At 68.8% G+C, this 19,686-nt stretch carries 13 protein-coding genes; 9 read left to right on the top strand and 4 right to left on the bottom strand.

What is annotated here, in order from left to right; translation table 11 throughout:
- The first annotated feature begins 26 nt into the window (after positions 1-26).
- Positions 27-1,145, top strand: a complete 1,119-nt coding sequence (locus tag OG242_RS15855) for a lipid II:glycine glycyltransferase FemX (RefSeq protein WP_405898782.1) — start codon at positions 27-29, stop codon at positions 1,143-1,145.
- Positions 1,146-1,250: 105 nt separating this feature from the next.
- A complete protein-coding gene (locus OG242_RS15850) occupies positions 1,251-2,282 on the top strand; it encodes an alanine racemase (protein ID WP_405898781.1) in 1,032 nt (343 codons plus the stop codon).
- A 19-nt stretch (positions 2,283-2,301) separates the two neighbouring features.
- Here OG242_RS15850 and OG242_RS15845 read toward each other — a convergent pair whose 3' ends face one another.
- Positions 2,302-3,804: a glycosyltransferase family 87 protein gene (locus tag OG242_RS15845; RefSeq protein ID WP_405898780.1), complete on the bottom strand. Its 1,503-nt coding sequence runs from the start codon at positions 3,802-3,804 to the stop codon at positions 2,302-2,304.
- A gap of 130 nt (positions 3,805-3,934) precedes the next feature.
- Entirely contained in the window at positions 3,935-6,700 is a 2,766-nt protein-coding gene (locus OG242_RS15840) for a transglycosylase domain-containing protein (RefSeq protein WP_405898779.1), read from the bottom strand.
- A gap of 387 nt (positions 6,701-7,087) precedes the next feature.
- Here OG242_RS15840 and OG242_RS15835 point away from each other — a divergent pair, with 387 nt between their 5' ends.
- The 4 genes from OG242_RS15835 (at position 7,088) to OG242_RS15820 (ending at position 10,934) form a co-directional block, all read left to right on the top strand.
- Entirely contained in the window at positions 7,088-7,792 is a 705-nt protein-coding gene (locus OG242_RS15835) for a helix-turn-helix transcriptional regulator (RefSeq protein WP_405898778.1), read from the top strand.
- Positions 7,793-7,854: 62 nt separating this feature from the next.
- Positions 7,855-8,937, top strand: coding sequence for an inositol-3-phosphate synthase (locus OG242_RS15830; RefSeq protein WP_405898777.1), 1,083 nt, complete (start codon positions 7,855-7,857; stop codon positions 8,935-8,937).
- Between the two features lie 114 nt (positions 8,938-9,051).
- The gene (locus tag OG242_RS15825) at positions 9,052-10,320 is read left to right on the top strand and encodes an MFS transporter (protein WP_405898776.1); all 1,269 of its coding nucleotides are present in this window, start codon (positions 9,052-9,054) and stop codon (positions 10,318-10,320) included.
- 44 nt (positions 10,321-10,364) lie between these two features.
- Positions 10,365-10,934, top strand: a complete 570-nt coding sequence (locus OG242_RS15820) for a hypothetical protein (protein WP_405898775.1) — start codon at positions 10,365-10,367, stop codon at positions 10,932-10,934.
- Between the two features lie 128 nt (positions 10,935-11,062).
- Here OG242_RS15820 and OG242_RS15815 read toward each other — a convergent pair whose 3' ends face one another.
- On the bottom strand, positions 11,063-12,505 hold the full coding sequence (locus OG242_RS15815; protein WP_405898774.1) for a CCA tRNA nucleotidyltransferase: 1,443 nt from the start codon (positions 12,503-12,505) through the stop codon (positions 11,063-11,065).
- 181 nt (positions 12,506-12,686) lie between these two features.
- Between OG242_RS15815 and OG242_RS15810 the strand changes: the two genes are divergently transcribed.
- The 3 genes from OG242_RS15810 to OG242_RS15800 all read left to right on the top strand — a co-directional run bounded on the left by OG242_RS15810 (position 12,687) and on the right by OG242_RS15800 (position 19,024).
- Complete coding sequence (locus OG242_RS15810) at positions 12,687-14,984, top strand: DUF6049 family protein (protein ID WP_405898773.1); 2,298 nt, start codon at positions 12,687-12,689, stop codon at positions 14,982-14,984.
- A gap of 49 nt (positions 14,985-15,033) precedes the next feature.
- On the top strand, positions 15,034-17,196 hold the full coding sequence (gene murJ / locus OG242_RS15805) for a murein biosynthesis integral membrane protein MurJ (RefSeq protein WP_405898772.1): 2,163 nt from the start codon (positions 15,034-15,036) through the stop codon (positions 17,194-17,196).
- A 127-nt stretch (positions 17,197-17,323) separates the two neighbouring features.
- Positions 17,324-19,024, top strand: coding sequence for a protein kinase family protein (locus OG242_RS15800; protein ID WP_405898771.1), 1,701 nt, complete (start codon positions 17,324-17,326; stop codon positions 19,022-19,024).
- Positions 19,025-19,108: 84 nt separating this feature from the next.
- Here the strand turns inward: OG242_RS15800 and OG242_RS15795 are convergent, their stop codons facing one another.
- Complete coding sequence (locus tag OG242_RS15795; protein ID WP_405898770.1) at positions 19,109-19,573, bottom strand: DUF2690 domain-containing protein; 465 nt, start codon at positions 19,571-19,573, stop codon at positions 19,109-19,111.
- Positions 19,574-19,686 lie beyond the last annotated feature (113 nt).

Raw genomic sequence — 19,686 nt, 5'->3', positions numbered from 1 at the left:
GACACACCTGCCGAGGAGCGCCCCGCATGAGCCTGACCCTGAGGACCATCAGCCGAGAGCAACACCTGGCCTACATCCAGAGTCTGCCCGCGGCCAGTCACATGCAGGTCCCGGCATGGGCGGATGTGAAGGCCGAGTGGCGCTCGGAGAGCCTGGGCTGGTTCGACAAGACCGGCCAGCTCGTCGGCGCCGGCCTGGTGCTCTACCGGCAGCTCCCCAAGATCAAGCGGTACCTGGCGTACCTGCCCGAGGGCCCGGTCATCAACTGGTACGCCCCCAACCTCAGCGACTGGCTTCAGCCGATGCTGACGCACCTCAAGCAGCAGGGTGCCTTCTCCGTGAAGATGGGCCCGCCGGTGATCATCCGCCGCTGGGACGCCTCGGCCATCAAGGCCGGCATCCAGGACCCGGACGTGAAGCGCCTGCGCGACGTCGAGGCCACCCACATCGAACCGCGCGCCTTCGAGGTCGCCGACCGGCTGCGGAAGATGGGCTGGCAGCAGGGCGAGGACGGCGGCGCCGGATTCGGTGACGTACAGCCCCGCTACGTGTTCCAGGTGCCGCTGGCGAACCGCTCGCTGGAGGACGTCCACAAGGGCTTCAACCAGCTCTGGCGGCGCAACATCAAGAAGGCCGAGAAGGCCGGCGTCGAGGTGGTCCAGGGCAGCTACGCGGAGCTCTCCGAGTGGCAGCGGCTGTACGAGATCACGGCGGAGCGCGACCACTTCCGCCCGCGCCCGCTCGGCTACTTCGAGCGCATGTGGACGGCCCTCAACAGCGAGGACCCCAACCGGATGCGGCTCTACTTCGCCCGTCACGAGGGGGAGAACGTCGCAGCCGCGACCATGCTGATCGTGGGCGGCCACGTCTGGTACTCGTACGGCGCCTCGGCCAACCACAAGCGCGAGGTCCGCCCCTCGAACGCGATGCAGTGGCGGATGCTGCGCGACGCGTACGCCATGGGCGCCACGGTCTACGACCTGCGCGGCATCTCGGACTCACTGGACGAGACCGACCACCTCTTCGGTCTGATCCAGTTCAAGGTCGGCACCGGCGGCCAGGCGGCGGAGTACCTCGGCGAGTGGGACTTCCCGCTCAACAAGCTCCTGCACAAGGCGCTCGACATCTACATGTCGCGTCGCTGATCGGCGCCCCACAGCTGACGAAACCGGCTTCATTCGTTTCAATGGGGCCTGAACACGCTTCTCCCCTCGATTCACCGCAGCCACCAGAAGGGTCCCGGACCGGCCATGGCGCTCTCCCTGTACGTCGACACCGCGCGCTGGCGGGCGCACCAGAAATCCGTTATGGACCAGTTCCCCGGCATCGTTCCGGTCTGCAAGGGCAACGGATACGGCTTCGGCCACGAGCGGCTGGCCGACGAGGCGATCCGCTTCGGCTCCGACATCCTCGCCGTCGGTACCACGTACGAGGCGGCCCGCATCAAGGACTGGTTCAGCGGTGACCTGCTGGTCCTCACGCCCTTCCGGCGCGGGGAGGAGCCGGTTCCGCTGCCCGACCGCGTCGTCCGGTCCGTGTCGTCCGTGGACGGGGTACACGCCCTGGTGGGCGCCCGGGTCGTCATCGAGTGCATGAGCTCGATGAAGCGCCACGGCGTCAAGGAGGAGGAGCTCGGGCTGCTGCACGCCGCCATCGAGGACGTACGCCTCGAAGGCTTCGCCCTCCACCTGCCGCTGGACCGTACGGACGGCTCGGACGCGGTCGAGGAGGTCATCGCGTGGATGGACCGCCTGCGGGCGGCCCGGCTGCCGCTGCACACGATGTTCGTCAGCCACCTGCGCGCCGATGAGCTGGCCCGGCTGCAGCAGCAGTTCCCGCAGACCCTGTTCCGCGCCCGCATCGGCACCCGGCTCTGGCTCGGGGACCACGAGGCGACGGAGTACCGGGGCGCGGTGCTCGACGTCACGCGGGTCGCGAAGGGCGACCGGTTCGGTTACCGGCAGCAGAAGGTCGCGTCCGACGGCTGGCTGGTCGTCGTCGCCGGCGGCACCTCGCACGGCGTGGGCCTGGAGGCCCCGAAGGCCCTGCACGGCGTGATGCCGCGCGCCAAGGGCGTCGCCCGGGCGGGCCTGGCCACCGTGAACCGCAACCTGTCGCCGTTCGTCTGGGCGGGCAAGCAGCGCTGGTTCGCCGAGCCGCCGCACATGCAGGTGTCGATCCTGTTCGTGCCCTCGGACGCCGAGGAGCCCCGGGTGGGCGACGAACTGGTGGCCCACCTGCGCCACACGACCACCCAGTACGACCGCATCGTCGAACGCTGAGCCCGCGCGCCCGCCCCGCTCAGTCGGCGGCGGGCGTGCCGGCCGTACCCCACTCGACCCGCGCTCCGGCCCCCGCGGGAGCCGCCTCGCGGCGCGCGGTACCGGCCTCGACGAGGCGGGACAGCGCGAAGACGTCCTCGGCACCGTCGAGCACTCCGCCCGAGGGATCGTCCGAACCGTCGCGCCGAACCGGGTCGCGTTCCGGCAGCAGGATGTCCCGTACGACGACGGCGCACAGGTACAGCGTGCCCAGCAGGTGCAGCACGATCGCCAGTTGGTAGCCCTCCGTCGGCAGCCCCTGGTGCTTGTCCCCGCTCGTCGTGTACGCGAGGTACATCCAGATCCCCAGGAAGTACAGGACCTCGCACGTCTGCCAGATCAGGAAGTCCCGCCAGCGGGGCCTGGCCAGCGCGGCGAGGGGGATCAGCCACAGGACGTACTGCGGTGAGTAGACCTTGTTGACGAGGATGAACACCGCGACCACGAGGAACGCGAGCTGGGCGAACCGCGGCCTGCGGGGTGCCGTCAGGGTCAGGACGCCGATCGCGGCGCACAGGGCGATGGTGGTCACCGTCGAGACGGCGTTGACCGTGCCGACATCGATGGACTCACCGGTGCGCTGCGTGATGACCAGCCAGAACGACCCGAAGTCGATGCCGCGTTCCTCGCTGAAGGTGTAGAACTTCTTCCACCCCTCGGGCGCGAAGAGCATGACCGGCAGATTGACCACCAGCCAGGAGCCGGCGGCTCCCAGCACCGCGGCCCCTAGCTCGCGCCACTTCCCGGCCCGCCAGCACAGGACGAACGCGGGCCCCAGCAGGAACACGGGGTAGAGCTTGGCGGCCGTGGCGAGGCCGATGAGGACACCGAACGCGAGCGGGCGGCTGCGGGACCACATGAGCATCGCCGCGGCCGTCAGCGCGACGGCCAGCAGATCCCAGTTGATCGTGGCGGTCAGGGCGAACGCGGGGGCCAGCGCCACCAGCAGGCCGTCCCAGGGGCGGCGGCGGTGCGTACGCGCGACGCAGACGGCGATCACGGAGGTACAGATCATCAGCATGCCCGCGTTGACCAGCCAGTAGGCCTGCTCCTGCTCCTGGACGGAGCCGCCCGGCGTCAGCCAGGCCGCGACCTGCATGAACAGCCCGGTGAGAACGGGGTATTCCAGGAATTGCATGTCGCCCGGCAGCCGGTCGAAGTACGGCACCAGTCCGTCGGCGAAGCCGCGTCCGGAGTACAGGTGCGGGATGTCCGAGTAGCACGCGTGGGTGTACTGGGAGCCGGCGCCCCTGAACCACGCCCAGTTGTAGCAGGGCAGCTTCTGGACCATGCCGAGCGCGAACATGCCGATGGCCACCAGGGCGATGGCTCCCACCGGGGTAAGAGCGGCGCTGCCGAGCCGCGACCAGCGCCCCGACCTCCCGCCGATCAGCTCGCTGCCGGCCGCCGCGACCTCGTCCCGGTGCGTGGGCCGTACGACGGAACGTTCCTGGTGCACGCTCGTGTCCTCTGCGCTTGGCATGCCGCACATCCTGCCGTACGGCGCTGTGGAAACGACGAGGGCCGCCGCACCGGGGGTGCCGCGGCCCTCGTCTCGCGTTCGGATCACCTCGCGCGGGGCTGTTCGCCGGGCGCTGGGCGCTGTGCGGGCGCTACCCGCCCGTGCCGCCGAACCAGCTTCCGGTGGTGTCGCCGTTGGTATTACCGCCATTGGTATTACCGCCATTGGTGCCGTTGGTATTACCGCCGGTGGCAGCGCCCCCGTCCGTACCGTCGTCACCGCCGGTCGTACCGGTGGCGGTGCCGGTGTTCGCACCGCCGTCGTTGCCCTGGCTCGTGCCTGTGTTCGCACCGCCGTCGTTGCCCTGGCTCGTGCCCGTGTTCGCACCGCCGTTGTCCTGGCAGTTCCAGCCCCACGTACCGCAGGTGTCGGTCGGGTCTGGGGTCGGGACCTCAGGGGTGGGCGTGGGCGTCGGGGTGGGGGTCGGCGACGTGGTCTCGGACTCGGTCGGGGTGGGCGTCGGGGTCGGCGTGGGCTTCTTGGACGCGCCGCCGCCGTACACCTTCTCGCCGATCGGCTCCGCCTCGGGGAAGTCCTCGGCCTTCACGCCCTTCATGGCCTCGGCCATGAAGTCGTGCCAGACCTGTGCGGGGAACGAGGCGCCATGGATCTTTTCCTTGCCACCGGTGCCGTACATCTTCTCGAACTCGCGGTTCTTGTGCTTCTCGTTGTCGTCCAGCCGGTACATGCTGATCGCCGTCGACAACTGCGGCGTATAGCCGACGAACCACGCCGACAGGTTGTCGTCGGTCGTACCCGTCTTGCCCGCGACCTCACGGCCGGGGAGCTGGGCGGACGTACCGGTCCCCTTCTCGACGACGTTCTTGAGCACGTCCGTGACGTTGTCGGCGATGACGTTGTCGAAGGCGCTCTTGGTGACCACCTTGTGCCGGTAGACCGGCCCGCCCCCCTTCTTCACCTCGGTGACCGAGTAGGGCTCACGCTGCTGGCCCCGGGCGGCGAAGGTGGCGTAGGCACCGGCCATGCTCGTCGCGCTGGGCGAGGACGTGCCGATGGAGAAGGACGGAACGTGCGCGTCCGCCATGTACCGGTCGTCCTTCAGGCCGGCCGCGATGGCCGCCGCCTTCACCTTGTCCGTACCGACGTCCATGCCGAGCTGGACGTAGGGGGAGTTGGCCGACCACTGCATGGCCTCACGGAGGGTGATGGGACCGTACGACTCGTGGTCGTCGTTGGTCTGCAGCCACTCCTTGCCGTTCTCGTCGGTCCAGGTGTCGCCGTTGTACTTCTTGATCTTCAGCTTGTTGGCACCGTTGTAGATGCTGAGCGGCGAGACCTTCGTACGCTGCGACTCGTCCTGCTCCGTGCCACCGGACGGGTCCCGCTTGCCGTACTCCATGGCGGCTGCCAGCACGAACGGCTTGAAGGTGGAACCGACCGCGGCGCCGGTGGGGCCGGCATTGCTCTGGAAGTGCTTGGTCGCGTCCTCACCGCCGTAGATGGCCTGGATCGCACCGGTCTTGGGGTCGACCGACGAGCCGCCGAACTGGACGTGGGTGTCGTACAGCGGGCGCTTCTTCGGGTCGATGTTCTCGTCGTAGACGCGCTTGACGGCCTTGCTGAGCTGATTGACCTTCTTCTTGTCGAAGGTCGTGTGGATCTCGTAGCCGCCCTGGTCGAGCATGTCCTTGGTGATGTCGGTCTTGGCGAAGATCTCGGCCTTGGCGGTGTTGACGAGGTAGCCGATCTGGCCGCCCAGCTGGGCGTTCCGCTTCGGCTTGTCGGGCATCGGGAACTTCGTGTACCCGTCCCGCTCCTTCTTCGTCATGCGGCCGTCCTTCACCTCCTCGTCGAGGATCCACTTCCAGCGCTTCGTCGCCCGCGCGAGGTTCTTCTCCGGAGTCGCCTGCACCGGATCGACCTCCGGCGCGCCGGCCGGGTCGTAGTAGCTGGCGCCCTTGAGGAGGCTGGCCAGGAAGGCGCACTGGCTCGGGTCCAGGTCCTTGGCGTCCTTGCCGTAGTACGTACGGGCCGCGGCCTGAAGGCCGGAGGCACCGCGTCCGTAGTACGAGACGTTCAGGTACCCGGCCATGACCTCCGACTTCTTCATCTCGCTGCCGACCTTCAGCGTGATGAAGAGTTCCTCGAACTTGCGGGTCAGGGTCTGCTCCTGCGACAGCCGCGAGTTCTTGACGTACTGCTGGGTGATCGTCGATCCGCCCTGGGTCTCCCCGCCCTTGGCCATGTTGAACACGGCGCGGGCGATACCCATGGGGTCGATCCCGTGGTCGCTGTTGAAGGACTTGTTCTCCGCGGAGATGACGGCGTTGCGCATCGCCTCGGGGATCTGCGCGTAGTCGATGACCTGACGGTTGACCTCACCGCCGGTGGCCACCATCTGGCTGCCGTCCTTCCAGAAGTAGACGTTGTTCTCCGCCTTCGCGGCTTCCTTGATGTCCGGCTTGGCGACCATCGCGTACGCGAGACCGGCAAGGCCCATCAGCAGGCCGAGGAAGCCGATGCACAGGCTGGAGACCAGCTTCCACGACGGAATCCAGCGGCGCAGGCCCTGTCGGCCGGCCCGCGGGTAGTCGATGAAGCGCTTCTTGGCCGGGCGCCGCCCACCGCGGCCTTCCGGCCCGCCGTCCCCGTCACCGCGGCGCCGGCCACCGCCGCCGCCGGAATCCCCCCGGCCCCCACCGCCTCGCTGGGCCGCCCGTCTCGCGGCGGCGCGGCCCTCGTAGGGGGCTTCCTCGCTCTGCGCGTCGGAAGGTGAGACTGAAGTTACTCCGCGTGACGGTGCCGTGCGGCGTCCGGAGGACTGCTGGGCGGCTCGTCGGGCCGCGGCACGTCCGCCACCTTGCGGTTGCGACGTTTTGCGACGGTGCTCGCTCATCGAACGACTACTCCTCGGGCAGGCGAGAGCGCCTGGAAGCGGCAGGTGAGATCCGGTCCCCCGAATGACGGACCAGCCCGGCGACAGGCCCGTCCGCAGTGCATCCGGCTGGTCCGCGAGCACACACGCACGCGCGCGTCTCGCGGTTCCCGGTGGTCTGCATGCCGCACAGACTACGCACGGTCAAAACCCTCCCGGGACCGAACTTCACCTCAAATAACGCAAGTCGGTTCCTACGAATTGGCGATGTGACGCCGCTCACTGAGGCTCCCCTTGTCGGAGCGGTCGGTCCGATCTATCGTGCTGATGTATCGACTCGATACATCAGCTCGGTACATCGACTCGGTACAAGGGACCGCGAGGGCACTCGGAGAAGGAGGGGCGAGGTTGAGCAGACGTTCCGGCATCCTCGAGTTCGCCGTCCTCGGACTGCTCCGCGAATCCCCGATGCACGGCTATGAGCTGCGCAAACGCCTCAACACCTCGTTGGGCATCTTTCGCGCCTTCAGTTACGGAACCCTCTACCCCTGCCTCAAGACGCTGGTCGCCAACGGCTGGTTGATCGAGGAACCGGGGACTGCTCCGGCAGAGACGGTGCCCGGCTCCGGCCGACCCGTCGCTCCTGCCTCGTCCCTGGCGGGGCGTCGCGCCAAGATCGTCTACCGGTTGACGGCCGAAGGTAAGGAGCGCTTCGAGGAGCTGCTCTCGCACACCGGCCCCGACTCCTGGGAGGACGAGCACTTCGCGGCTCGCTTCGCCTTCTTCGGGCAGACGGAGCACGAGGTGCGCATGCGGGTGCTGGAAGGCCGTCGCAGCCGGCTGGAGGAGCGCCTGGAGAAGATGAGCGCCTCTCTGGCCCGCACCCGCGAGCGCCTCGACGACTACACACTTGAGCTGCAGCGACACGGCATGGAGTCCGTGGAGCGCGAAGTGCGCTGGCTGAACGAGCTCATCGAGAGCGAGCGGTCGGGACGGGATCAGCGACGATCCTCGCCCGAGGGCTCAGCTCAGCAGAAGACCGCAGGAGAGCCTGGCGGCCTGCCCCGGCGGGGAGACAACCCGCCGGATCCGTCCGGCGACACCGCCAAGTGAGTTCACCGCAGATCCGCGGCGGACTCATCAGAAACATCCATTACACACAGGGAGCAACCGGAATGGGTTCGGTTCGCGTAGCCATCGTCGGCGTGGGCAACTGCGCCGCCTCGCTGGTCCAGGGCGTCGAGTACTACAAGGACGCCGATCCGGCCGGCAAGGTGCCCGGTCTGATGCACGTCCAGTTCGGCGAATACCACGTGCGGGACGTCGAGTTCGTCGCCGCCTTCGACGTCGACGCGAAGAAGGTCGGCCTGGACCTCTCGGACGCCATCGGCGCGAGCGAGAACAACACCATCAAGCTCTGCGACGTGCCAAACGCCGGCGTCACCGTCCAGCGCGGCCACACGCACGACGGCCTGGGCAAGTACTACCGCGAGACCATCGAGGAGTCGGCCGAGGCCCCGGTCGACATCGTCCAGATCCTCAAGGACCGCAAGGTCGACGTCCTCGTCTGCTACCTCCCGGTGGGCTCCGAGGTCGCCGCGAAGTTCTACGCGCAGTGCGCCATCGACGCCAAGGTCGCGTTCGTCAACGCCCTCCCGGTCTTCATCGCCGGCACCAAGGAGTGGGCGGACAAGTTCACCGAGGCCGGTGTCCCGATCGTCGGCGACGACATCAAGTCGCAGGTCGGCGCCACCATCACGCACCGCGTGATGGCGAAGCTCTTCGAGGACCGGGGCGTCATCCTGGACCGCACGATGCAGCTGAACGTCGGCGGCAACATGGACTTCAAGAACATGCTCGAGCGTGAGCGCCTGGAGTCCAAGAAGATCTCCAAGACGCAGGCCGTCACCTCGCAGATCCGTGACCGCGAGCTCGGCGCGGACAACGTCCACATCGGCCCGTCGGACTACGTGGCCTGGCTGGACGACCGCAAGTGGGCGTACGTGCGCCTCGAGGGCCGCGCCTTCGGTGACGTCCCGCTGAACCTGGAGTACAAGCTCGAGGTCTGGGACTCCCCGAACTCGGCCGGTGTCATCATCGACGCCGTCCGCGCCGCGAAGATCGCCAAGGACCGCGGCATCGGCGGCCCGATCCTCTCGGCTTCCTCCTACTTCATGAAGTCCCCGCCGGTTCAGTACTTCGACGACGAGGCCCGCGAGAACGTCGAGAAGTTCATCCGCGGTGAGGTCTCCAACTGACTCACGTGAGTCGGTCGGGCAGGTAAGCAGCGGCCACGCTTCTCGGCTGCCGCGCCATTGAGGGTCCCCGGGCAATGCGCCCGGGGACCCTCTGCGTGTGTGACCCTTGCTCCCATGTCCGTCGTGCTTGACCTGCGCGTACTCCTGCGCCTTCGGAACTTCCGCCGCCTGCTGGCCGTGCGGATCCTGTCCCAGTCGGCCGACGGCGTCTATCAGGTGGCTCTGGCCACGCACGTGGTCTTCGCTCCGGAGAAGCAGACGTCCGCAGGCGCCATCGCCTCCGCGATGGCCGTCCTCCTGCTCCCCTACTCGCTCATCGGCCCCTTCGCGGGTGTGCTGCTGGACCGCTGGCCCCGCCGCCAGGTCTTCCTCTACGGCAACCTGCTGCGCTCCGCGCTCGCCTGCTGCACCGCGCTCCTCATCATCGGGGCGGCTCCCGTCTGGCTCTTCTACACCTCCGCGCTCTGCGTCACCGCCGTCAACCGCTTCGTCCTCGCCGGCCTCTCCGCCGTGCTGCCGCGCGTGGTCGACCGGGAGCGCCTGGTGCTCGCCAACTCGCTTTCGCCGACCGCGGGAACCCTCGCCGCGACGGCGGGTGGCGGGCTCGCCTTCGTGGTGCGGCTGCTGCTGGCGGACTCCGACGCCGTCGTGGTGTTGCTGGGCGCCGCGCTCTACCTCGCATCGGCACTGGCGGCGCTGAGTCTGGCGTCGGGGTTGCTCGGGCCGGACCGCGGAGCCGGCCGAGTACCGCTACGGGCGGCGCTCGCCGCCGCCGCCGGCGGACTCCTCGACGGACTGCGGCACTTGACGGAGCACAGGAGCGCCTCCCGCGCGCTGACCGCGATGACGGTGATCCGCTTCTGTTACGGGGCACTGACCGTCATGGTCCTGATGCTCTGCCGGTACGCCTGGGCAGACAGCGAGGACGACGGTCTGGCCCTGCTCGGCCTGGCGGTCGTGGTGTCGGGTGCCGGCTTCTTCGCGGCGGCCGTTCTGACCCCGTGGGCCGCGGCGCGGCTCGGGCGGTTCCGCTGGATGGTGGTGTGCGCGGCGGCCGCCGCAGTCCTCGAACCGGCCCTGGGGCTGTGGTTCGCCCCGGCGCCGATGCTCGTGGCGGCGTTCGTCCTCGGACTCGTCACCCAGGGGGCGAAGATCGCCACCGACACCGTGGTGCAGACCGCGGTGGACGACGCCTATCGCGGCAGGGCCTTCTCGTTCTACGACGTGCTGTTCAACGTCGCTTTTGTCGCCGCCGCGGCAGCGGCCGCATTGATGCTGCCTCCTGACGGGCGGTCGGCCGGGCTCGTGATCGGCGTGGCTGTGCTCTACGCAAGCGCTGCCCTGTACCTGGCGCATTGGAGTCGGGATGAGGATGTCCTATAGCGTGCCCGCGTCAAGCCAGACACGTTAATCACGGGGGCACTCAGATGACTTACCCGCCGCAGCCGGGCAACGGTCCATACGGCCAGCAGCCTGCTCAGCCCTACCCTCCGCAGCAGGGCGGATACGGCTCCCCGCAGCAACAGCCCCAGCAACCGCAGCAGGGATGGGGCGCGCCCCAGCAGCCCTACCCTCCGCACCAGGGGCAGCAGCCGCAGGGGTGGGGAGGCGGCCCCCAGGGGCCCCAGGGCCCTGCACAGCCGTCGGGCGGCAAGAAGGCCTTCCTCGCCACGCGCAACATCATCATCATCGTGGTGGGCCTCGCCGTGCTCGTCGGGCTGAAGTTCGGCCTGGGTGAGATATTCGAGTCCGACGCCAAGGCCGCTTCGGTCGGGGACTGCCTGGAGAACAAGGGCACCAACTTCGACCCGGACATGAAGTCCGTCGACTGCTCCTCGTCCGCCGCCGAGTACAAGGTCGCGGAGGTGCACGACAACACGACCGACACAGACCTCTGTGACGCGGAGAAGTACTCCGCCTACACCGAGAGCTCGGGTCGGCGTAAGAGCGGGAGCAGCGTGGTGCTCTGCCTGACGCCACTCAAGACGGCCAACTGAGCCTCCGCATCAGCCAGCACACCGACCGAGGGCGTTGTTTCACGTGAAACAACGCCCTCGGCGTATGCCTCGGCGCTCATGTTTCACGTGAAACATGAGCGCCGAGGCATCGACCGGAAGCGAGAGCGTCAGCTCTGCCCCTCCCACCACTTCTTCAGTTCCGCGACCGCTTGGTCGTGCTCCAGTGGGCCGTTCTCCAGACGCAGTTCCAGCAGGAACGCGTACGCCTTGCCGATGACCGGGCCCGGCCCCACGCCCAAGATCTGCATGATCTCGTTGCCGTCCAGGTCCGGCCGGATCGCGTCCAGCTCCTCCTGGCTCTTCAGCTGGGCAATGCGCTCTTCCAGCCCGTCGTAGGTGCGCGAGAGAGCGGCGGCCTTGCGCTTGTTGCGCGTGGTGCAGTCCGACCGGGTCAGCTTGTGCAGCCGCTCCAGAAGCGGACCGGCGTCCCGTACGTAACGGCGCACCGCGGAGTCGGTCCACTCACCGTCGCCGTAGCCATGGAAGCGCAGATGCAGTTCCACCAGCTTCGAGACGTCCTTGACCATCTCGTTGGAGTACTTGAGCGCCGTCATGCGCTTCTTCGTCATCTTCGCGCCCACCACCTCGTGATGGTGGAAGGAGACCCGCCCGTCCTTCTCGAAGCGGCGCGTCCTCGGCTTGCCGATGTCATGCAGGAGGGCGGCGATACGCAGAACGAGGTCCGGCCCGTCCTCCTCCAGGTCGATCGCCTGCTCCAGGACGGTCAGGGAGTGCTCGTACACATCCTTGTGCCGGTGATGCTCGTCACTCTCCAGTTGGAGCGCCGGGAGCTCGGGCAGGACCTGCTGGGCCAGCCCCGTATCAACAAGGAGGGACAGCCCTTTCCGGGGATGCGCGGAGAGAAGGAGCTTGTTCAGCTCCTCACGTACGCGCTCGGCGGAGACGATCTCGATCCGGCCGGCCATCTCGGTCATGGCGGTGACGACCTCGGGGGCCACCTCGAAGTCGAGCTGTGCGGCGAACCGTGCCGCGCGCAGCATGCGCAGCGGGTCGTCCGAGAACGACTCCTCAGGCGTCCCGGGGGTGCGCAGGACCCGCCCGGCCAGGTCCTCCAGGCCCCCGTGGGGGTCGATGAACTCCTTCTCGGGCAGCGCGACCGCCATGGCGTTGACCGTGAAGTCGCGTCGCACGAGGTCGTCCTCGATGGAGTCGCCGTAGGACACCTCCGGCTTGCGCGAGGTCCGGTCGTACGCCTCCGACCTGTACGTCGTGACCTCGATCTGGTAGCCGTGCTTCTGCGCGCCCACCGTGCCGAAAGCGATCCCGACCTCCCATACGGAGTCGGCCCACGGCCTGACGATCTTCAGCACGTCCTCGGGGCGGGCGTCGGTCGTGAAGTCCAGGTCGTTCCCGAGCCTGCCGAGCAGTGCGTCGCGGACCGAGCCGCCGACCAGTGCGAGACTGAATCCGGCATCCTGGAATCGGCGGGCGAGGTCGTCGGCGACCGGGGAGACCCGCAGCAGTTCGCTGACTGCGCGGTGCTGCACCTGGGTCAGGGCGCTGGAGTTGTCTTCGTTGGCGTTCGGCACAACAGAAAAGGGTACGTGCCCCCGCCGGTCCGGGCGTCACGCATTTTCTCGCCCCTGCGAGACTCTCACGATCATGCAGCGCACTCCCCAGCACTTAGTCCCCGCGAGCCTCGTTACCATGCGGGGACGCAGCGACGGACAACGATCGACAGCAGCCGACGATGACGAGGGACGGGTACGCGTGGCCGAGGCGGCAGACATCCAGGGGATGCATCCCTCTCCTGCCCGCCGGTGGCTGCGGCGCACAGCCGCCGTGCTCGCCGGGGCTCCGCTCGTCGCCGCCCTGCTGGCCGGAGCAGCCGCCCCGCAGGCCAGGGCAGACGCGCCCGCGAAGGCACCGACGGGTTCCAGCACGGTCACGGTGTCACTCGACGAGATCACGCCCAGCGCTCCCGAGAAGGGGGACACGCTGAGGATCTCGGGCACCCTGACCAACAAGGGCAAGGAAACGGTCACCGACGCGCAGGTCGATCTGCGGGTCGGCCCCCGGCTCTACAGCAGGACCGCCATGGACGCGGCCGCCCGCCGTACGGGATACCTGCCCGGCACCGACCCCTATCCCCTCGGGGGCAAGTACACGGTCGAGATCGACAAGCTGCGTTCGGGCATCAGCCAGGACTTCACGCTGTCGGTCCCGGTCAGCAAGCTGGGGCTCGGGGACGACGGGGTCTACCAGCTGGGCGTCTCGCTGTCCGGGCGTACCTCGCACACGATGTACGACCAGGTGCTCGGCATCAAGCGGACCTTCCTGCCCTGGCAGGACGGGGAACGCGACTCGAGGATCGGCCTCAGCTACCTCTGGCCGCTCATCGCGTCCGCCCACCTCACGGCGGAGACCGGTTCCGACGAGCAGCAGACACCGGTGTTCGCCGACGACGACCTCGCCGCCGAGATCGCCCCGGGCGGCCGGCTCGAACAGATGGTGTCGCTGGGCAGGCAGCTGCCCGTGACCTGGGTCATCGATCCGGACCTGCTGGCCAGCGTGGACGCGATGACCAAGCCCTACCGGGTCAGGTCTGGCGACACCACGGTTGCCGGGACGAACCAGGCGGTGGCCAAGAAGTGGCTCACCTCGCTGGAAGCGGCCGTCTCCGAGGGCAAGGTCGTGGCCCTGCCGTTCGGCGACCCGGACCTCGCCTCGATCGCCCACCGCGGCAAGACCGTCTCGGGCACCCTCAGCCATCTGCAGACCGCCAGTGAGGTCGCCGGGATGACAGTGGAGACGATCCTCCACCTGAAGCCCTCGACCGACTTCGCATGGCCGGTGGACGGTGCGGTGGACCCGTCGATCGTGGACGTCGCCACCTCGGCCGGTGCCCACAACGTGATCGCCCGCAGCGACAGCCTCGAAGAGACCGGGAACCTGGTCTACACGCCCTCCGCCGCCCGCCCGATCGGCGGCGGTACCACGGCGGTCGTCGCCGACGCCCGGCTCTCCACGGCCTTCCAGGGGGACATGGGCAACGCGGGCAGCTCCACGCTCGCCGTACAGAAGTTCCTCGCCCTGACCCTCGCCCTGGCCGAGCAGGACACGGACAAGGGCCGGTCCGTCGTCGTCGCGCCCCCACGCACGCCGACGGTCGCCCAGGCCCAGTCGATGGCCCGCGCCCTCCATGCACTGGACGGCGACCGCTGGACGCAGCCCCAGGGGCTCACCCAGGCCTCGGCGACCAAGCCGGACGCGGAGGCGACCACCACCGTGCCCCCGGCCTCCCGGTACCCGAAGCAGCTGCGTCGCCAGGAGCTGCCGACGCAGGCCTTCCAGGACATCAAGTCCATCCAGTCCTCGCTCGACAACTTCCAGGTCATCCTCACCCACCCCGAGCGGGTGGTGACGCCCTTCGGCAACGCAGTCAACCGGTCCATGTCGACGTCGTGGCGGGGCAGACCGCTGAAGGCCCAGCAGTACCGGGACTCGGTCCGCACCTATCTCCAGGGGCTGGTCGGCGAGGTCCAGCTCGTCTCGAAGTCGGACATCACCCTGTCCGGTCGCAGCGCCACGATTCCCGTGACCGTGCAGAACAGGCTGCTGCAGGACGTCGAGCACCTCGTGCTGCGGCTGAAGTCGGACAACGCGACCCGTCTGAAACTGAACGACGGCGGCAGCATGGCGGAGCAGCCCATCCAGATCGACGCCGGGCACAGCCAGTCGGTGAAGTTCGACGCGGCGGCCAACATCAACGGCCAGGTCCAGATGACCGCGCAGCTCTACACGGAGGACGGAACTCCGTACGGTGAGGAAATGGCCTTCACCGTGAAGGTCTCCGAGATCACCCCGACGGTGCTCCTGGTGATCGCCGGCGGACTGCTGCTGCTGGTCCTGGCCGGCATCAGGATGTATGCACATCGCAAGCGCGCCAACACGGGCGGCGCGGCGGGCGACGACGGCAGTGAACCCGAGCAGCCGAGTGACCCGACGCCGGACACCGGTCCCGAAAGCGCGGAGCCGTCGGGCACGGGTGAGAAAGTGGACCGTTGAGCGATGTCTGTCGTGGCCGGTCGGCCGGGGACGATGAGGTGGGGTTTCGATGAACGCGCCGTACGACGGTGACCGCGGTCAGGGTGCGGGCGGGGCCGGGTACCCCGGCGGCCCTCCGGCACCCCCTGGGCCGGAGCAGGAGCCGGTGCCGGACCCGTATCTGCAGTCCACGTACGACTACGACCCGTACCGGGCCCAGGACCTCTCCGCGCAGGACCCGGTGGACGAGGCGTTGTACGACCGCGCCGCGCACCCGCCACCGCCGCCCGGCACCTATCAGCAGCCGCAGCCGCTGTACCAGCAGCCCCCGGCATCCCAGTACGCCCCCGACCCCCGCATCTGGGCCCAGACCCCACCGCCCGAACCCGCCGGGCCCTCGCGTCACCTCCCGTACGGCGACAACGCCGCGACGACCCAGTTCGTGGGCGTGGACGACCTCGTCACCCAGGCTTCCGCCCACCGCGACGAGCCCGACGCCTTCGCCCACCTCTTCCGGGACCAGGAGGGCCCCGCAGGCCCTGCCGCCTCCCCGGCGCCCGCCCGGCCCGAGCCCGCCCCGGCTCCCGCGCCACCCAAGTCCGCCGGCCGTGCCTCCGGCCTGCTGAAGTCCAGTGCGGTCATGGCGGCCGGCACGCTCGTCTCGCGTCTCACCGGCTTCGTCCGCAGCCTCGTGATCACCGCGGCGCTCGGCGCGGCCGTGCTCGGCGACAGCTTCACGATCGCCTACACGCTGCCCACAATGATCTACATCCTCACCGTGGGCGGCGGCCTGAACTCCGTCTTCGTCCCCCAGCTCGTCCGCTCCATGAAGGACGACGAGGACGGCGGCGAGGCCTACGCCAACCGGCTGCTGACCCTGGTGATGGTCGTCCTCGGCCTCATCGTCGCCGTGGTGGTCTTCGCGGCACCGTGGCTCATCCGGTTGATGTCGTCGACGATCGCGGACGACCCGGCGGCCAACAACGTCGCCGTCACCTTCGCCCGCTACTGCCTGCCCACCATCTTCTTCATGGGTGTGCACGTCGTGATGGGCCAGATCCTCAACGCCCGCGGGAAGTTCGGCGCGATGATGTGGACCCCGGTCCTCAACAACATCGTCATGATCTTCACGTTCGGCATGTTCATCTGGGTCTACGGCACGTCCCACGAGTCCCACATGGGCGTGCAGACCATCCCGCCGGATGGCGTGCGGCTGCTGGGCATCGGCACTCTGCTCGGGCTGGTCGTCCAGGCGCTGGCCATGGTCCCGTACCTGCGCGAGGCCGGCTTCCGTTTCCGTCCGCGGTTCGACTGGAAGGGCCACGGTCTCGGCAAGACGGTCAAGCTGGCCAAGTGGACGGTCCTGTTCGTCTTCGCCAACCAGGCCGGCGTACTGGTCGTCACCCAGCTCGCCACCTCGGCCGGCAAGGCGTCCGGAAAGGACGGCGCGGGCTTCCTGGCCTACTCCAACGCCCAGCTGATCTGGGGCATGCCGCAGGCGATCATCACCGTCTCGGTCATGGCCGCCCTGCTGCCCCGGATCTCCCGGGCCGCGCACGACAACGACCCGGGCGCCGTCCGCGACGACATCTCGCAGGGGCTGCGCAACTCCGCCGTGGCCATCGTGCCGGTCGCCTTCGCGTTCCTGGCCCTGGGGGTGCCGATGTGCACCCTGCTCTACGCGTCCACCGGCCCCGAGGCCGCCCGCTCCATGGGCTTCATCCTGATGGCCTTCGGCCTCGGCCTGATCCCGTACTCCGTGCAGTACGTGGTGCTGCGCGGGTTCTACGCGTACGAGGACACCCGCACGCCGTTCTACAACACGGTCATCGTCGCCCTGGTCAACGCGGCCGCCTCGGCCCTCTGCTACGTGGTGCTGCCCGCCCAGTGGGCCGTGGTCGGCATGGCCGCCTCGTACGGACTGGCGTACGCCGTCGGCGTCGGGATCGCCTGGCGCCGACTGCGCAACCGCCTGGGCGGCGACCTGGACGGCGCCCAGGTGGTCCGCACCTACGCCCGGCTGTGCCTGGCCGCACTTCCGGCCACCGTGGTCGGCGGAGCGGTGGGCTTCGGGCTCCTGAGCGTGCTCGGGGAAGGCGCCTTCGGCTCGCTCGTCGCGCTGATCTGCGGCGGCATCATGCTGCTGGGAGTGTTCTTCGTCGCGGCCAAGAGGATGCGGATCGAGGAGATCAACGGCATGGTCGGCATGGTCAGGGGCCGACTCGGCCGCTAGGACGGCCGGCCCGCACAACCATCGCCGGCCTCCGCGTGTCGTGCATAGCGCCGGAGTGTGGGCACAATTGGCGTGACTGTGCAGAGCTGGCTGGCATCGCGCAACGGATGGGGAGGCAGGAACGACGGTGGCGGAACGTAGCACGGCTGCCGTCGACGTGGCCGACAACAGCGGGGACGATCCGCTGACCGCCAAGGCGGACGAGGCCACGACCGACGGTACGGCAGAAGCGCAGGACGCGGCGGACACGGACTCCGCGAAGGAGGACGGTGACAAGGCCGCTCCCGAGCCCTCCCCGGCCACCCCGGACCTGCACAGCGGACACAAACTGGCCGGCCGGTACCGGCTGGAGGAGTGCGTCACCCGTCTGGACGGGTTCAGCAGCTGGCGGGCCGTCGACGAGAAGCTGCGTCGGGCGGTCGGCGTACACCTCCTTCCCGCGGACCACCCACGGGCGCGCTCCGTCCTGGCCGCAGCCCGGTCCTCCGCGCTGCTGGGCGACCCCCGCTTCGTACAGGTCCTCGACGCCGTCGAGGAGGACGACCTCGTCTACGTCGTCCATGAATGGCTGCCCGACGCCACCGAGCTCACCGCCCTGCTGGGCGCGGGCCCGATGGAGGCCCACGACGCGTATCAGCTAGTCGGCCAGGTTTCCCAGGCCATGGCCGCCGCGCACCGGGAGGGACTGGCCCACCTCAGGCTCACGCCGGGGGCCGTGCTGCGCAGTTCGTCGGGCCAGTACCGCATCCGCGGCCTCGCGGTGAACGCCGCACTCAGGGGCATCGCCTCGGACAGCCCCCAACGAGCCGACACGGAGGCCATCGGCGCCCTGCTGTACGCCGCGTTGACGCAGCGCTGGCCGTACGAGAGCGACGCGTACGGGCTCACCGGCCTGCCCAAGGGCATGGGACTCCTGCCGCCCGACCAGGTACGGGCAGGAGTCCACCGGGGGCTCTCCGAGATCGCCATGCGGGCCCTCGCCAACGACGGCGCCACGGCCTCCCGCCAGGAACAGCCGTGCACCACCCCCGACGAGCTCGCCAAGGCCGTCGCGGCGATGCCTCGCATCCGCCCGCCCGAGCCCGTCTTCACCGCCCCGCCCGAGTACCAGCAGACCACCTACCAGCAGGGCACATACGGCAGGCCGGCCGTGCCCGGGGCCGCCGTGACCCAGCCCGTGGTGCCGGTGCCCCCCGCGCCCTTGCAGAGCCGCACCGGCAAGGCCCTGAAGTGGGCCGTGTCCGCGCTGCTGATCGCCGCCCTGGGCCTGGGCAGCTGGCAGCTCGCGGAAACGATCATCGACCGCGACAACAACTCGGGCGGAGGCCCCGGCACTACCCAGTCCAACCCGGAGAACAACGACCCCCCGCCGGTCGAGAAGAGCAAGCCCGTCCCGATCGTCGGCGCCCAGGACTACGACCCGCTCAGCGACGACGGCAGTGAGAAGCCGCAGAGCATAGGCAAGGTCTACGACGACGACCCGAGCTCGTACTGGTACACGGACTGGTACGCGACGGCCGGCTTCGGCAATCTGAAGGACGGCGTCGGCGTCGTCCTCGACCTCGGCACGACACAGCGCGTCGGCGAGGTGGACGTGTCCTTCCTCGGCGGCGCCACCTCGGTCGAGCTGCGGACCACCGACGGCTCCACGGTGCCGACCAGGCCCACCGGCTTCGACACGGTCGCCCAGGGGTCGGGAACCCAGGTGTCGCTGAAGCCCGTCAAGCCTGTCCAGGCGCGGTTCCTGCTCGTCTGGCTCACCAAGCTCCCACCGAGCGGCGAGGGGAACTTCCGGGGGAAGGTCTCGGACATCAAGGTCACCAGCTGACAGCGCCGAACACAAGAATGGGGCTGGGCCGGATCCTCCGATCCGGCCCAGCCCCATTTCCTTGCCTGCGAGCCGATTCAGCGGTCAGTACGAAGGCGTCTTCGAGTGGAGGCTCACGTTGTCGTACTGGGACCAGCCTTCCGCGTATGCGGAGAGCGGGTCCTTGTCGTAGACCATTGCCGTGTAGCAGGTATAAGTGCCGAGCGACGAGCTGTAGGAAAGCTTCGTGCAGTCATAAGATCTGCCGTCCGAGTTCCGCACGATCTGGGCCTTGCCCCACACGTCCTCGGAGAGGCTGATCCGTGCCCACGCGGTGTGGCACTTGACGCTGTACCTCAGCTCAATGGCGCCGAGCGTCCAGCTGGAGGTACCGATCAGCGCGCGCTTCACGGTGGCGGCGTCGCCGGAGCACCCGGCGGAAATGGGGTTCTTCCCGTCCATCGAATAGGTGGCCGCCTGTGCGCTCCCCGGGAGCAGCGCCACGAGCACGGGTGCGGTGAGAACGGCCGGGAGCACCTTTCCCAGGTATCGCTTCACATGCTTCTGCATCACATGGTCCCCTTTCTGATTTCCCTCAATATAGGGCGGCCAGAGGACCTCCGAAGCACGATCGAATCGCGCCTTTTATCATTCATACAATCCAACCGACCTCGCCATTTACT

The organism is Streptomyces sp. NBC_00727 (assembly GCF_045161745.1).
Taxonomy (GTDB): Bacteria; Actinomycetota; Actinomycetes; order Streptomycetales; family Streptomycetaceae; genus Streptomyces.
This window is presented reverse-complemented; position numbering and strand designations above follow the sequence as displayed.

Excerpts from the sequence above, each read along its gene's own strand:
- OG242_RS15855 (WP_405898782.1), top strand. The coding sequence starts at position 27 with ATGAGCCTGACCCTGAGGACCATCAGCCGAGAGCAACACCTGGCCTAC.
- OG242_RS15850 (WP_405898781.1), top strand. The coding sequence starts at position 1,251 with ATGGCGCTCTCCCTGTACGTCGACACCGCGCGCTGGCGGGCGCACCAG.
- OG242_RS15845 (WP_405898780.1), bottom strand. The coding sequence starts at position 3,804 with ATGCCAAGCGCAGAGGACACGAGCGTGCACCAGGAACGTTCCGTCGTA.
- OG242_RS15840 (WP_405898779.1), bottom strand. The coding sequence starts at position 6,700 with ATGAGCGAGCACCGTCGCAAAACGTCGCAACCGCAAGGTGGCGGACGT.
- OG242_RS15830 (WP_405898777.1), top strand. The coding sequence starts at position 7,855 with ATGGGTTCGGTTCGCGTAGCCATCGTCGGCGTGGGCAACTGCGCCGCC.
- OG242_RS15825 (WP_405898776.1), top strand. The coding sequence starts at position 9,052 with ATGTCCGTCGTGCTTGACCTGCGCGTACTCCTGCGCCTTCGGAACTTC.
- OG242_RS15820 (WP_405898775.1), top strand. The coding sequence starts at position 10,365 with ATGACTTACCCGCCGCAGCCGGGCAACGGTCCATACGGCCAGCAGCCT.
- murJ (WP_405898772.1), top strand. The coding sequence starts at position 15,034 with ATGAACGCGCCGTACGACGGTGACCGCGGTCAGGGTGCGGGCGGGGCC.
- OG242_RS15795 (WP_405898770.1), bottom strand. The coding sequence starts at position 19,573 with ATGCAGAAGCATGTGAAGCGATACCTGGGAAAGGTGCTCCCGGCCGTT.